Genomic DNA, 14485 nt, shown 5'->3' on the forward strand with positions numbered 1-14485 from the left:
AGGCCGCGGCGTTCGACCTCGCCGAGATCGACCCGGCCGACGAGACCGCGCTCGCCGCGTGGCTCGCCGACGCCGACCGGCCGAAGGTCGTGCACGCCGCGAAGGAGGCGTGGCACGCGCTGCGCGGTCGCGGCCTGGAGCTCGCGGGTGTCACGTTCGACACCGAGCTGGCGGCGTACCTGTGCCAGCCGGACCGGCGCGCGTACGACCTCGCGGACCTCGCGATCGGGTACCTGCGGCGTGAGCTCGGCGCGCAGGAGGCGGAGGTCGGCGGTCAGGGCGCCCTGGACCTCGAGCTCGACGGCACGGACGAGGGGCGCCGGGCGGCGGTGCGCGCCTCCGCGGTGCGCGACCTCGCCGACGTCCTCGCGGGCGATCTCGCCGACCGCGGCGCGGACCGGCTGCTGCACGAGCTCGAGCTGCCGCTCGTCGACGTCCTCGCGCGCATGGAGCGCACGGGCATCGCGACCGACCAGCCGTACCTGTCGTCGCTCGAGAAGTCGTTCGACGGCCAGGTGCAGGGCGCCGCGGCGGACGCGTACGCGGTCATCGGCCGCGAGGTGAACCTCGGCTCGCCGAAGCAGCTCCAGGAGGTGCTCTTCGACCAGCTCGGCATGCCGAAGACCAAGCGGATCAAGACGGGGTACACGACCGACGCCGCGTCGCTCACCGACCTGTTCGCGCGCACGCAGCACCCGTTCCTCGAGCACCTGCTCGCGCACCGCGACGCGATCCGCCTGCGCCAGACGGTCGAGGGCCTGCTGCGGTCGGTCGCGCCGGACGGTCGCATCCACACGACGTTCCAGCAGACGATCGCCGCGACGGGACGCCTGTCGTCGGCGGACCCGAACCTGCAGAACATCCCGATCCGCACCGAGGCGGGCCGGCAGATCCGGCGCGCGTTCGTGGTCGGCGAGGGGTACGAGACGGTGCTGACGGCGGACTACTCGCAGATCGAGATGCGGATCATGGCGCACCTCTCGGGCGACGAGGGCCTCATCGAGGCGTTCCGGTCGGGGGAGGACCTGCACTCGTACGTCGGGTCGCGCGTGTTCGGCGTGCCGACGGACGAGGTCACGTCGGCCATGCGGTCGAAGATCAAGGCGATGAGCTACGGCCTCGCGTACGGGCTGTCGTCGTACGGGCTGTCGCAGCAGCTGTCGATCGAGGTGTCCGAGGCCGCGGGCCTCATGCAGGACTACTTCGCGCGGTTCGGCGGCGTGCGCGACTACCTGACGGGCGTCGTCGACGTCGCGCGCACGACGGGCTACACCGAGACGATCCTGGGGCGCCGCCGCTACCTGCCCGACCTGACGAGCGACAACCGGCAGCGTCGGGAGGCCGCGGAGCGCATGGCGCTCAACGCGCCGATCCAGGGCAGCGCGGCGGACCTCATCAAGGTCTCGATGCTCGGTGTCGACCGGGAGCTGACCCGGCGCGGGCTGGCCTCGCGGATGCTGCTGCAGGTGCACGACGAGCTCGTGCTCGAGGTCGCGGCGGGGGAGCGGGACGAGGTCGAGGCGCTCGTGCGCGAGCAGATGGCCGCTGCGGGCGACGCCGCGCAGGACGGCCCGCTGGACGTCCCGCTCGACGTGAGCGTCGGCGTGGGCGGCAGCTGGCACGACGCCGGTCACTGACGCCCCGGCACCACCGACGCGCCCCGGGCCGCCCGACGACACCCGTCGCGGGCGGCCCTCGCGTTCCCCGGACGAGGGTTTCGGTCGACTTTCGACGATCCAGACGAAAACACCGCTAGTGGACGGGCGTGATCTGGGCCACAGTGGGCGCCTGTGGCAACGCCGCCACGTCCGACGTCCCCCGGGAGGCGCGCATGACCGACACGTTCAGCGACAGCCCAGAGACCGACTACCAACGCGTCCAGCGCAGCGCCGAGTTCCAGGCGCTGCGCCGTCGCTTCCGGAACTTCGTGTTCCCGATGACGGCCCTGTTCCTCGTCTGGTACTTCCTCTACGTCCTGCTGTCCACGTACGCGCACGACTTCATGGGCACGCGCGTGTGGGGCAACATCACCGTCGGCCTGCTGTTCGGGCTCGGCCAGTTCGTCTCGACGTTCGCGATCACGATGATCTACGCGCGGTGGGCGAACAACCGCCAGGACGCCGTCGCCGAGCGCCTCCGCCGGCACATCGAGGAAGGCACGCTCGACAGCGGTGAGGTCGCATGAGCGCCGTCGTCCGCACCGCGACCGAGCAGGTCGGCGAGCCGCTGGTCAACATCGCGATCTTCGGCGCGTTCGTGCTGGTCACGCTGATCATCGTGTTCCGCGCGTCGCGCAACAACCGCACGGCCGCCGACTACTACGCGGCCGGTCGGTCGTTCACCGGACCGCAGAACGGGACGGCGATCGCGGGCGACTACCTGTCCGCGGCGTCGTTCCTCGGCATCTGCGGCGCGATCGCGATCAACGGCTACGACGGGTTCCTCTACTCGATCGGGTTCCTCGTCGCGTGGCTCGTCGCGCTCCTGCTGGTCGCGGAGCTGCTGCGCAACACGGGCCGGTTCACCATGGCGGACGTCCTCTCGTTCCGGCTGCGCCAGCGTCCGGTCCGGATGGCGGCGGCCCTGTCGACCCTCGCGGTCGTGTTCTTCTACCTGCTCGCGCAGATGGCCGGTGCGGGCGGTCTGGTCGCGCTCCTGCTGGGGATCGACGACCGCGCCGCGCAGGGCGTCGTCATCGCCGTCGTGGGCGCGCTCATGATCCTGTACGTGCTCGTCGGCGGCATGAAGGGCACCACGTGGGTGCAGATCATCAAGGCGGTGCTGCTCATCGCGGGCGCCGGCGTGATGACGCTCTGGGTGCTGTCGAAGTACGGCTTCAACCTGTCCGACCTGCTGCAGGGCGCGATCGACCAGGCGGGCGAGGGCGGTGAGGCGCTCATCGAGCCGGGCAAGCAGTACGGCGCGAGCGCGATGAGCCAGCTCAACTTCGTGTCGCTGGCCCTCGCGCTGGTCCTCGGCACGGCGGGCCTCCCGCACGTGCTCATGCGCTTCTACACCGTGCCGTCGGCCAAGGAGGCCCGGCGGTCGGTCGTGTGGGCGATCTGGCTCATCGGCATCTTCTACCTGTTCACGCTCGTCCTCGGGTACGGCGCAGGCGCGCTCGTGGGGCCGGAGACGATCACGTCCGCACCGGGCGGCGTGAACTCGGCGGCGCCGCTGCTCGCGTACGAGCTCGGCGGGACGATCCTGCTCGGCATCATCTCGGCGGTCGCGTTCGCGACGATCCTCGCCGTGGTCGCCGGGCTCACGATCACCGCCGCGGCGTCGTTCGCGCACGACATCTACGCCAACTGGCTCAAGCGGGGCGAGGTCAAGCCCGACGGCGAGGTCCGCGTCGCGCGCATCACGGTCGTCGTGATCGGCATCCTCGCGATCATCGGGGGCATCTTCGCCAACGGCCAGAACGTCGCGTTCCTCGTCGCGCTCGCGTTCGCGGTCGCGGCCAGCGCGAACCTCCCGACGATCCTCTACTCGCTGTTCTGGAAGAGGTTCAACACGGCGGGCGCGCTGTGGAGCATGTACGGCGGCCTGATCTCGTGCATCCTGCTCATCGTCATCTCGCCGGTCGTGTCGGGCAAGGTCGACCCGAACACCGGCGCGAGCCTGTCGATGATCCGCGACACGAGCATCGACTTCCACCTCATCCCGCTCGAGAACCCGGGGATCATCTCGATCCCGCTCGCGTTCCTCCTCGGGATCCTCGGGACGCTGCTCAGCAAGGAGAAGCCGCACCCCGAGAAGTTCGCCGAGATGGAGGTCCGCTCCCTCACGGGCGCGGGTGCCGAGAAGGCGACGGTGCACTGACCGACGTCGGCCCGGGGCTGCGGCAGCACGTCCGCACCCCGGGCCGATGCGCGTCGTCCGCCGCGGAGGGCCGGTCCGGCACGGTGCCGGTCCGCCGCGACGCGCGAGCGCAGGCCGAGCGCGGACGGTCAGCGCAGGCGCGTGACGAAGATCGCCGTCCCCGGCAGCCGCGCGCCGCGCACGGGTCCCCAGCCGCCCCAGACGCGCTCGTGCCCGGCGGGCCACTCGGGCTCGACGAGCCGTTCGAGCACGAACCCCGCAGCGGTCAGGTCGGCGACGTGGTCGCCGACCGTGCGGTGGTACTCGGCGTACAGGACGCGGCCCGACTCGCCCGTCTCGACGTACGGCCGGCGGTCGAAGTACGAGCGCGTCGCGGTGAGCCCGTGCGCGGACGGGTCGTCCGGGAACGCCCACCGCAGCGGGTGCGTCACCGCGAACACCCACCGGCCGCCGGGCCGCAGCACGCGCGCGACCTCGGCGTGGACCCGCTGCGCGTCGGGCACGAACGGGATCGCGCCGAAGGCCGTGAACGCGACGTCGAAGGAGTCCGCCGCGAAGGGCAGCGCGCGGGCGTCCGCCTGCACGAGCGGCGTGCGCGTGCCCTGTGCGACGTCGTACCGGCGCCCCGCGGCGAGCATGCCGGAGGACACGTCGGTCGCCACGACGTGCGCACCGTGCGTGCCGAGCCACCGCGCGCACTGGGCGGCCCCCGCGCCCACCTCCAGCACGCGCCGCCCGCCCACGTCGCCGAGCAGCGCGACGTCCTCCTCGCGCAGCCCTTCCGGGCACCAGACGAAGTCGGCGGATCCGAGGAACGCGCCGTGCTCGTCGAGGTACTCCTCGGCGTTCGCGTCCCACCACCCCCGACCGGCCGCGCCGCCCTCGGCGTCCGGGACGGTCCGGTAGCCCGCGTCGGCGAGCGGGTCGGGCTCGGCCGGGTTGTATTTTCCAGACATGTCGCTAGTGTCGCCCGCGACCAGTGAACGTACTAGCACGTAACGAGCAGGTACTCCCGCGTAACAACGTGGTCACGTGGGACACCTAGCCTCAGGGCCGTTCCGGCGCCCGGCGTGCTGGTACCCCGTAGACGAAGGGTGGTCGTGGTGAAGTCCTGGAAGCTGGTGGCCGTCTCGACGGTCGGAGCACTCGCGCTCACGGCGTGCGCCGCGAGCGATCGCGACTCCGACGGAGGCTCGACCGACGGCGCGAGCGGCGGTGGACGCGACACGTTCATCTTCGCCGCGTCCTCCGACCCGGCGGGGCTCGACCCCGCCTTCGCGAACGACGGCGAGTCGTTCCGTGTCGCCCGGCAGATCTTCGAAGGTCTCGTGGGCACCGAGCCGGGCACCGCCGACCCGGCCCCGCTCCTCGCGGAGTCGTGGGAGGTGAGCGACGACGGCCTGGAGTACACCTTCCAGCTCAAGGAGGGCGTGAAGTTCCAGGACGGCACCGACTTCGACGGCGACGCGGTGTGCTTCAACTTCGACCGGTGGAACAGCTTCACCGGCGTGCTGCAGTCCGAGTCGCTGTCGTACTACTGGCAGAAGGTCAACGGCGGCTTCGCGACGAGCGACGTCGAGACCCTCAACGGCACCGGCAAGTACGAGAGCTGTGAGGCCCCGGACGCGACGACGGCCGTCGTCCACCTCAAGAGCCCGCTGCCCGAGCTCATCTCGGCGCTGTCGCTCCCGTCGTTCTCGATGCAGTCGCCGACCGCGCTCGAGGAGTACGACGCCGACAACGTCACCGGCGACGGCGACGCGCCCGTCCTGCCCGAGTACGCGAACGCGCACCCGACCGGCACCGGTCCCTACACGTTCGACTCCTGGAGCCCGGGCGAGGAGGTCGTGCTCGTCGCGAACGAGGACTACTGGGGCGAGCAGGGCCAGATCAAGCGGATCGTCTTCCCGATCATCTCCGACGCCACCGCGCGGCGGCAGGCGCTCCAGGCGGGCGACATCGACGGGTACGACCTCGTCGGCCCCGCGGACGTGCAGGCGCTCCAGAGCGACGGCTTCCAGATCGTCAACCGCGAGCCGTTCAACATCCTGTACCTCGCGATGAACCAGGCGAAGCCCGAGCTCGCGGACCTCCGCGTCCGGCAGGCCATCGCCTACGCGATCAACAAGGAGGCGCTCGTCGCCCAGACCCTCCCCGAGGGCACCGAGGTCGCGACGAACTTCGTCCCGCCGTCGGTCTCGGGCTGGAACGCCGACGTCGAGACCTACGACTACGACCCGGAGAAGGCCAAGCAGCTGCTCGCCGAGGCCGGCCAGTCCAACCTCACGCTCGACTTCAACTACCCGACCAACGTCTCGCGGCCGTACATGCCGACGCCCGAGCAGGTCTTCACGGCGGTCAAGGCGGACCTCGAGGCCGTCGGCATCACCGTCAACGCGGTCCCGGACCCGTGGAACCCCGAGTACCTGGACAAGATCCAGGGCACCCCGGACCACGGCCTGCACCTGCTCGGCTGGACCGGTGACTACAACGACACCTACAACTTCATCGGGGTCTTCTTCGGCGGGCCCTCGAACGAGTGGGGCTTCGACAACCCCGCGATCTTCCAGGCGATCAACGACGCCCGGTACGTCGCGGACATCGACGAGCAGAAGGCCGCGTACGAGGCCGCGAACGCCGAGCTCCTGGAGTTCCTGCCCGGCATCCCGCTCGCGCACCCGGTCCCGTCACTCGCGTTCAAGGACGACGTCAAGGGCTACCCGGCCTCGCCGGTCCAGGACGAGGTCTACAACGTGATCACGCTCGGCGACTGAGAGAGACCGCACCACTCGATGACCCGACTGATCCTGCGGCGCCTCGCGCTGCTCGTCCCCACCCTGCTCGGGTTGTCGGTCCTGCTGTTCCTGTGGGTGCGCGCTCTCCCGGGAGGTCCTGCCACGGCCCTCCTGGGGGAGCGCGCCACCCCGGAGGCGGTCGCCCGCGTCAACGAGCTCTACGGCTTCGACAAGCCGCTCGTCCAGCAGTACGTCACCTGGCTCGGTCAGCTCCTCCAGGGCAACTTCGGCGTCTCCACGCGGACCGGCCGGCCGGTCCTCGAGGAGTTCACCAACCGGTTCCCCGCGACGATCGAGCTCACCGTGGTCGCGCTGATCGTGGCCGTCGGGGTCGCGATCCCGCTCGGCTACGTCGCGGCCCGTCGCCAGGGCCGGCCGCTCGACCACCTCACGGTCGTCGCGTCGCTCATCGGCGTGACGATCCCCGTCTTCTTCCTCGCGTTCCTGCTCAAGTGGGCGTTCGCGGTCAACCTCGGCTGGTTCCCGTCCACCGGGCGCCAGGACCCGACGATGATCGCGACGCACCCGACGGGGTTCTACGTGCTCGACGGGATCCTCACGCGGGAGTGGGACGCGAGCTGGGACGCGCTCATGCACCTCGTCCTCCCCGCGATCGCGCTCGGGTCGATCCCGCTCGCGATCATCGCCCGCATCACGCGGTCGTCCGTCATCGAGGTGCAGGACGCGGACTACGTCCGCACCGCCCGCGCCAAGGGCCTCGGACCGGACCGCCTGCGACGACGCGTCATCCTGCGCAACGCGATGCTGCCCGTCGCCACGACCATCGGCCTGCAGGTCGGCCTCCTGCTGTCCGGCGCGGTCCTCACGGAGACCGTGTTCGCGTTCCCCGGCATCGGGAGCTTCCTCGCGAACGCGATCTTCAACCTCGACTACGCCGTGCTGCAGGGCTTCATCCTCATCATCGCGGTGGTGTACGCGCTCGTGAACCTCGTCGTCGACGTCTCGTACGGCTTCATCGACCCGCGCACCCGGGCGACGCGATGAGCGCGCCCGAGGTCTACGAGGTCCCCAACGCGCCGCTGGGCCAGGGCCGCGCGACCGACGAGTCGCGGCTCGCGGGCGCGTCCCACTGGCGGCTCGCCGCGCGGCGCCTGCGCCGCAACCCGGGCGCGATCGTCGGCGCGGCGATCGTCGTGGTGTTCATCCTGGTCGCGGTGTTCGCGCCGCTCATCGCGCCGTACGACGCGGGTGAGCTGCCGGGCCGGGCCGAGGTGCGCCCGACCTACATCCCGGGCCCGTCGGACGAGTACCTGCTCGGGCTCGACCGGTACGGCGCCGACCTGTTCTCGCAGCTCGTCTGGGGCGCGCGCGCCTCGCTGCTCATCGGCGTGCTGTCGACCCTGTTCGGCCTGCTCGGCGGGCTCGTCCTGGGCGCCCTGTCCGGCGGGCTCGGCGGCGCGACCGACAACGTCATCATGCGGTTCGTCGACCTGCTGCTCGCGGTCCCGAGCCTGCTGCTCGCGGTGTCGATCGCGGCGATCGCGGGCCAGACGCCCGCGGCCGTCGTCATCGCGATCGGTGTCGTGCAGGTCCCGATCTTCGCGCGGCTGCTGCGCGGCTCGATGTTCGCGCAACGCGGTCAGGACTACGTCCTGGCGGCTCGGTCGCTGGGCCTGAGCAAGCGGACCGTGACGATGAGCCACGTCCTGCCGAACAGCGTGTCGCCCGTGATCGTCCAGGCGACGCTGCTGCTCGCGACCGCCGTCATCGAGGCCGCGGCGCTGTCCTACCTGGGCCTCGGCGGCGGCTCGCCGACCACCGCCGAGTGGGGGCGCATGCTCACCTCGGCCCAGAACGAGCTCGAGATCGCCCCGCGGCTGGCCCTGTGGCCGGGCGCGTGCATCGCGGTCACGGCGCTCGGGTTCACGTTGTTCGGCGAGGCGCTGCGCGAGGCGCTGGACCCCCGGTCGAGGAAGCGGTGAGCGGCGTGGCAGGTCTCTTCGGCGGCGAGCCGCTGCTCTCCGTGCGCGACCTCGAGGTGCAGTTCCGCACCGACGCGGGGTCGACCACCGCGCTGCGCGGCGTCAGCCTCGACGTCCACCCCGGCGAGACCGTCGCGGTCGTGGGGGAGTCCGGCTCGGGGAAGTCGACGACGGCCGCGGCCGTGCTCGGCCTGCTCGCGGCCAACGGCGCGGTCACGGGCGGCGAGATCCACTTCGACGGCCAGGACGTCGTGCGCCTGAGCCCGGCGGAGATGTCGCGCCTGCGCGGCGCGCAGATCGGCCTCGTCCCGCAGGACCCGATGTCGAACCTCAACCCGGTCCGCCGGGTCGGCTCGCAGATCGTCGAGGCGCTCGAGGACAACGACGTCGCCCGCGGGTCGGCCGCGCAGGCGCGCACCGTCGAGCTGCTCGAGGAGGCCGGCCTGCCCGACGCGGCCCGGCGCGCGCAGCAGTACCCGCACGAGTTCTCGGGCGGCATGCGGCAGCGTGCGCTCATCGCGATGGGCCTGTCCGCACGACCGCGCCTGCTGGTCGCCGACGAGCCGACGTCCGCGCTCGACGTCACCGTGCAGCGCACCATCCTCGACGGCCTCACCGCGCTCACCGCACGCCTCGGCGTCGCCGTCCTGCTCATCACGCACGACCTCGGGCTCGCCGCCGAGCGCGCCGACACGGTCGTCGTCATGTACCGCGGCGAGGTCGTCGAGAAGGGCCCCGCCCGGCAGATCCTGCAGAACCCGCAGCACGAGTACACGCGCCGCCTCATCGCGGCCGCGCCGTCGCTCGCGTCGCGGCGCATCGCGATCGCCAAGGAGACGGGGGACGCCGAGGTCGCGGCCGAGGACCTGCTCGCGCCGTCGCTCGGCGAGGGCGTCACGACCGCGTCCGCCGGCGCGCCCGCCGTGGCCGAGGCCGGCGCGCGGCCCGACACCATCGTCGAGGTCGAGCACGTGACGAAGGTGTTCAAGCTGCGCGGTCGCGGCCTGTTCAGCCGGTCCACGGACTTCACGGCCGTCGACGACGTCAGCTTCACGGTGCCGCGCGGCCGCACCGTCGCGCTCGTGGGGGAGTCCGGGTCGGGCAAGTCGACCGTCGCGCGCATGATGCTCGGCCTCACCGAGCCGACGTCGGGCACCATCCGCTTCGACGGCGTCGACGTCGGCTCGGGTCGCGACCGCGCCGCCGAGGTGACGTTCCGCCGCCGCGTGCAGCCGATCTTCCAGGACCCGTACGCGTCGCTCGACCCGCTGTTCACCATCTACCGGACCATCGAGGAGCCGCTGCGCGCCCACCGCATCGGCACCCCCGCCGAGCGCCGCGACCGCGTGCACGCCCTCATGGAGGACGTCGCGCTGCCGACCGAGCTGCTGCGCCGCTACCCGGGCGAGCTCTCGGGCGGCCAGCGGCAGCGGGTCGCCATCGCGCGCGCCCTCGCGCTCGAGCCCGAGCTCGTGGTGTGCGACGAGGCCGTCTCGGCGCTCGACGTCGTGGTGCAGGCGCAGATCCTGCACCTGCTCGCCGACCTGCAGTCGCGGCTGGGCCTGTCCTACCTCTTCATCAGCCACGACCTCGCCGTCGTGCGGCAGATCGCCGACGTCGTGTGCGTCATGGAGAAGGGGCGGATCGTCGAGCAGGGCACGGCCGACGACGTGTTCGACGACCCGCAGACGGCGTACACGCGCACGCTGCTCGACGCGATCCCCGGCCGCACGCTCGAGCTGGGCGTCTGACCGCGCTCGTACCGTCGGGCCGGCGACACGGACCGGGACCGAAGGCACGGGTGACGTGCCTGGTCACGGCTAGGCTGGCGTGCGCGGCAGCCCGACGGAGCGCTGACGTCGTCCCCACCCGTCGTGCTGTGTAAGGAGTTCCCGTGCGTGTCGGTCTGCTCACCGGAGGCGGCGACGTCCCCGGGCTCAACGCCGCGATCCGCGCCGTCGTCAAGCACGGTGAAGGGCAGTACGGCCACTCGATCATCGGCTTCCGCAACGGCTGGAAGGGCGTCGTCGACGGCCTGTCGATCCCGCTGACCCGCAGCCACATCCGCAACGTCCTGCCCGTCGGCGGCACGCTGCTCGGCACGGCCCGCTTCCACCCGCACAAGGGCGACGGCGGCATCGACGCGGTGCTCGCGACGCTCGAGGCCGAGCGCATCGAGGCGCTCATCTGCATCGGCGGCGACGGCACCCTGCACGCGGCGAGCAAGATCGCCGAGGCGGGCGTCCGCATCGTCGCGATCCCGAAGACGATCGACAACGACGTGTGGGGCACCGACCAGTCGATCGGCTTCGACACCGCGGTGTCGATCGCGACCGAGGCGATCGACCGCATCCACACGACCGCCGAGTCGCACAACCGCGTGATGATCGTCGAGGTCATGGGGCGGCACGCCGGCTGGATCGCCGCGACCGCGGGCATCGCCGGGGGAGCCGAGCTCGTCCTCGCCCCCGAGGCGCCCTTCGACATCGACCGGATCGAGCGCTTCCTCAAGCACCGCCACCGCGCGCACGCGAGCTTCTCGATCGTCGTCGTCGCCGAGGGCGCGGTGCCCGCCGAGGGCACGTCGATGCACTACGAGACGCAGGTGGGCAAGTTCGGCGAGATCGTCGCGGGCGCGATCGGCGAGCGGCTCAAGTCGGAGATCGAGCAGCGCACGGGGTTCGACACGCGCGTCACGGTGCTCGGCCACGTGCAGCGCGGCGGCACGCCGTCGCCGACCGACCGCATCCTCGGCTCGCGCTTCGGCGTCGCGGCGATCGACGCGATCACCGAGGGCCGCTCGGACGTCATGACCGCGCTGCGCGGCGAGAAGGTCGAGCTGGTCCCGCTGAGCGAGATCGCGGGCAAGGTCAAGCACGTGCCGGACGAGCTGCTGTCGGTCGCCCGGGCGCTCGCCTGACGGCCGCGGCGGCCGCACGGTCCGCGCCGCTGCGCCCCGACCGCGGTGGGCGGGACGCGCTTTGACCTGCCCGCAAGCACCCCGATAGGGTGGACGGCGGTGCCGCGCGCCTTCCTCCAGGTCCGACCTCGCCACCCGGGATCTCGTCCCGGCGGTGGAGATCGCCCCTCGCAGGGCCGGTGACCAGCACCGACATCCTGTCCGCACAACTTCCTGTCCGCAACGGAGCCCATCCCTACATGAGCATCTCCACCCCCGCGAAGCCCGCCACCCCGCAGGTCGCGGTCAACGACATCGGCTCGGCCGAGGACTTCCTCGCCGCGATCGACGCCACCATCAAGTACTTCAACGATGGCGACATCGTCGAGGGCACCATCGTCAAGGTCGACCGCGACGAGGTCCTGCTCGACATCGGTTACAAGACCGAGGGCGTCATCCCCTCCCGCGAGCTGTCCATCAAGCACGACGTGGACCCCGGTGAGGTCGTCAAGGTCGGCGACGAGGTCGAGGCCCTGGTCCTCCAGAAGGAGGACAAGGAAGGCCGGCTGATCCTGTCCAAGAAGCGGGCGCAGTACGAGCGCGCGTGGGGCACGATCGAGAAGATCAAGGAGGAGGACGGCGTCGTCACCGGCACCGTCATCGAGGTCGTCAAGGGTGGCCTCATCCTCGACATCGGCCTGCGCGGCTTCCTCCCCGCCTCGCTCGTCGAGATGCGTCGCGTCCGCGACCTCCAGCCGTACGTCGGCAAGGAGATCGAGGCCAAGATCATCGAGCTCGACAAGAACCGCAACAACGTCGTCCTGTCGCGCCGTGCCTGGCTCGAGCAGACGCAGTCCGAGGTCCGCTCCACCTTCCTGCAGACGCTGCAGAAGGGCCAGGTGCGCCCCGGTGTCGTCTCCTCGATCGTCAACTTCGGTGCGTTCGTGGACCTCGGCGGCGTCGACGGGCTCGTGCACGTCTCCGAGCTGTCCTGGAAGCACATCGACCACCCGTCCGAGGTCGTCGAGGTCGGCCAGGAGGTCACGGTCGAGGTCCTGGACGTCGACTTCGACCGCGAGCGGGTCTCGCTGTCGCTCAAGGCGACGCAGGAGGACCCGTGGCAGGCGTTCGCCCGGACGCACGCCATCGGCCAGGTCGTCCCCGGCAAGGTCACGAAGCTCGTGCCGTTCGGTGCGTTCGTGCGCGTCGAGGACGGCATCGAGGGTCTGGTCCACATCTCGGAGCTGGCCGTGCGCCACGTCGAGATCCCGGAGCAGGTCGTCCAGGTCGGCGACGACGTCTTCGTCAAGGTCATCGACATCGACCTCGAGCGTCGCCGCATCTCGCTGTCGCTCAAGCAGGCCAACGAGGGCTTCGACCCGGCCTCGGAGGACTTCGACCCCGCGCTGTACGGCATGGCGGCCGAGTACGACGAGCAGGGCAACTACAAGTACCCCGAGGGCTTCGACCCGACCACCAACGAGTGGCTCGAGGGCTTCGAGTCGCAGCGCGAGACGTGGGAGGCCCAGTACGCGGCCGCGCACGAGCGCTGGGAGGCGCACCGCAAGCAGGTCGCCGAGGCCGCCAAGGCCGACGCGGAGGCTGCGACGTCGGGCGACGGCGGCAGCACCGGCGGTGCCGTGCCGTCGACTTACTCGTCGTCCACGGAGGAGGCCACCGGCACCCTCGCGTCCGACGAGGCGCTCGCCGCTCTGCGCGAGAAGCTCACCGGCAACTGATCTCGTCCGGGGCGCGTCCCCGGTGAGTCCTTCGACGGGCCGGTCACCTGCGGGTGGCCGGCCCGTCGGCGTACCCGGCACCGGTCCGGCAGGATGGGGCGCATGCAACGCATCGGGTTGACCGGAGGCATCGCGGCCGGCAAGTCCGTGGCCGCACGACGGCTGCGCGAGCTGGGTGCGGTGGTGATCGACTCCGACGAGCTGGCGCGCGAGGCCGTCGCCCCCGGCAGCGCCGGGCTCGACGCGGTCGTCGCGGAGTTCGGCGACGGGGTGCTGGCGGCGGACGGGACGCTCGACCGGCCCGCGCTGGCGTCGATCGTGTTCGCCGACGCGGACGCACGGCGCCGGCTCGACGGGATCGTCCACCCGGTCGTCCGGAGGCTCGCCGCGGAGCGCGAGGCAGCGGCCGCGGTCGTCGACCACGGGGCCGTCGTCGTGCACGACATCCCGCTCCTCGTCGAGACCGGCCAGGCGGACTCCTTCCACGTCCTCGTCGTCGTGCACGCGCCCGCCGTGCTGCGCGTCGAGCGGCTCGTGCGGCTGCGGGGGATGTCGCGTGAGGACGCCGAGCAGCGCGTCGCCGCGCAGGCCGCCGACGACGAGCGGCTCGCGGTCGCGGACGTCGTGCTCGACGGCACCGGGAGCGACGACGACCTGCGGACCCAGGTCGACGACCTGTGGGACCGGCTCGCCGTCGAGCGCGCCGACGAGCTCGCGGCCGAGACCCCGTGACGCGCGTCCTGCTCACGGGGTTCGAGCCGTTCGACGGCCACCCCGTCAACGCGTCGTGGGACGCGGTCGCGCTCGTGTCCGACGCGTGGGACGAGCCGGACGTCGACCTCGTCGTGCGTCGGCTCCCCGTGTCGTTCCGCCGGGCACGTCAGGACCTGCGCGCCGCCGTCGCCGAGCTGTCGCCCGACGTCGTCGTGTGCGTCGGCGAGGCCGGCGGGCGCGGCGCGGTCGGCCTCGAGCGGGTCGCCGTCAACGTCATCGACGCGCGCATCCCGGACGCCGACGGGTCGGCACCCGTCGACGTGCCCGTGATCGCGGGTGCCCCGGCGGCGTTCTTCTCGTCGCTGCCGGTCAAGGCGTGCGCCGCCGCGGTCGCGGAGGAGGGCGTGCCCGTCGAGGTGTCGAACACCGCGGGCACCTACGTGTGCAACGCGACGTTCTACGCGCTCGCCCACCTGCTCGACGGCCGCGACGGCGTGCGCGGCGGGTTCGTGCACGTGCCGCGGGACCCGCACGAGGCCGGCGACGGCCCCGGGCTTCCCGTCGAGGACT

The 14485-nt window shown here is 71.8% G+C and carries 12 protein-coding genes; 11 read left to right on the forward strand and 1 reads right to left on the reverse strand.

The annotated features are described in order from the left end of the window. The 3 genes from polA to HGA02_RS02105 all read left to right on the forward strand — a co-directional run. Positions 1-1637, forward strand: a 1637-nt coding sequence (polA, locus tag HGA02_RS02095) for a DNA polymerase I (RefSeq protein WP_168677038.1), incomplete at its 5' end; no start/stop codon positions are given. Between the two features lie 194 nt (positions 1638-1831). Next, complete coding sequence (locus HGA02_RS02100; RefSeq protein ID WP_124341750.1) at positions 1832-2185, forward strand: DUF485 domain-containing protein; 354 nt, start codon at positions 1832-1834, stop codon at positions 2183-2185. Further along, positions 2182-3825 (forward strand): solute symporter family protein, encoded by a 1644-nt coding sequence (locus HGA02_RS02105; RefSeq protein WP_168677041.1) that lies wholly within the window; start codon positions 2182-2184, stop codon positions 3823-3825. Before HGA02_RS02100 ends, HGA02_RS02105 begins: the two co-directional genes overlap by 4 nt. Positions 3826-3953: 128 nt before the next feature. On the opposite strand, the gene HGA02_RS02110 is transcribed toward HGA02_RS02105, so the two are convergent. After that, positions 3954-4781 carry a class I SAM-dependent methyltransferase gene (locus HGA02_RS02110; protein WP_168677043.1) on the reverse strand — a complete coding sequence of 276 codons (828 nt, stop codon included), beginning with the start codon at positions 4779-4781 and terminating at the stop codon, positions 3954-3956. A 147-nt stretch (positions 4782-4928) separates the two neighbouring features. On the opposite strand from HGA02_RS02110, the gene HGA02_RS02115 reads away from it, so the two are divergent. The 8 genes from HGA02_RS02115 to HGA02_RS02150 form a co-directional block, all read left to right on the forward strand. Beyond that, positions 4929-6599: an ABC transporter substrate-binding protein gene (locus HGA02_RS02115; protein ID WP_168677045.1), complete on the forward strand. Its 1671-nt coding sequence runs from the start codon at positions 4929-4931 to the stop codon at positions 6597-6599. 18 nt (positions 6600-6617) lie between these two features. Continuing rightward, on the forward strand, positions 6618-7625 hold the full coding sequence (locus HGA02_RS02120) for an ABC transporter permease (RefSeq protein WP_168677047.1): 1008 nt from the start codon (positions 6618-6620) through the stop codon (positions 7623-7625). Beyond that, positions 7622-8563: an ABC transporter permease gene (locus HGA02_RS02125; protein ID WP_168677049.1), complete on the forward strand. Its 942-nt coding sequence runs from the start codon at positions 7622-7624 to the stop codon at positions 8561-8563. The genes HGA02_RS02120 and HGA02_RS02125 overlap by 4 nt, the downstream gene beginning before the upstream one ends. Then, positions 8560-10314, forward strand: a complete 1755-nt coding sequence (locus tag HGA02_RS02130) for a dipeptide ABC transporter ATP-binding protein (protein WP_343035211.1) — start codon at positions 8560-8562, stop codon at positions 10312-10314. Before HGA02_RS02125 ends, HGA02_RS02130 begins: the two co-directional genes overlap by 4 nt. Positions 10315-10457: 143 nt before the next feature. After that, complete coding sequence (locus HGA02_RS02135; RefSeq protein WP_168677052.1) at positions 10458-11483, forward strand: ATP-dependent 6-phosphofructokinase; 1026 nt, start codon at positions 10458-10460, stop codon at positions 11481-11483. 239 nt (positions 11484-11722) lie between these two features. Continuing rightward, positions 11723-13201: a 30S ribosomal protein S1 gene (rpsA, locus tag HGA02_RS02140; RefSeq protein WP_168677054.1), complete on the forward strand. Its 1479-nt coding sequence runs from the start codon at positions 11723-11725 to the stop codon at positions 13199-13201. A 102-nt stretch (positions 13202-13303) separates the two neighbouring features. Next, complete coding sequence (gene coaE, locus HGA02_RS02145; RefSeq protein ID WP_124341741.1) at positions 13304-13933, forward strand: dephospho-CoA kinase; 630 nt, start codon at positions 13304-13306, stop codon at positions 13931-13933. Then, positions 13930-14485, forward strand: a 556-nt coding sequence (locus HGA02_RS02150; RefSeq protein WP_168677056.1) for a pyroglutamyl-peptidase I family protein, incomplete at its 3' end; no start/stop codon positions are given. The genes coaE and HGA02_RS02150, both read left to right, overlap by 4 nt.

It is taken from the genome of Cellulomonas septica (assembly GCF_012396155.1).
Lineage (GTDB): Bacteria > Actinomycetota > Actinomycetes > Actinomycetales > Cellulomonadaceae > Cellulomonas > Cellulomonas septica.

What these genes read in the sequence shown, in the direction of transcription:
- HGA02_RS02120 (WP_168677047.1), top strand. Translation starts at nt 6,618, where the DNA reads ATGACCCGACTGATCCTGCGGCGCCTCGCGCTGCTCGTCCCCACCCTG.
- HGA02_RS02110 (WP_168677043.1), bottom strand. Translation starts at nt 4,781, where the DNA reads ATGTCTGGAAAATACAACCCGGCCGAGCCCGACCCGCTCGCCGACGCG.
- HGA02_RS02125 (WP_168677049.1), top strand. Translation starts at nt 7,622, where the DNA reads ATGAGCGCGCCCGAGGTCTACGAGGTCCCCAACGCGCCGCTGGGCCAG.
- HGA02_RS02105 (WP_168677041.1), top strand. Translation starts at nt 2,182, where the DNA reads ATGAGCGCCGTCGTCCGCACCGCGACCGAGCAGGTCGGCGAGCCGCTG.
- coaE (WP_124341741.1), top strand. Translation starts at nt 13,304, where the DNA reads ATGCAACGCATCGGGTTGACCGGAGGCATCGCGGCCGGCAAGTCCGTG.
- rpsA (WP_168677054.1), top strand. Translation starts at nt 11,723, where the DNA reads ATGAGCATCTCCACCCCCGCGAAGCCCGCCACCCCGCAGGTCGCGGTC.
- HGA02_RS02100 (WP_124341750.1), top strand. Translation starts at nt 1,832, where the DNA reads ATGACCGACACGTTCAGCGACAGCCCAGAGACCGACTACCAACGCGTC.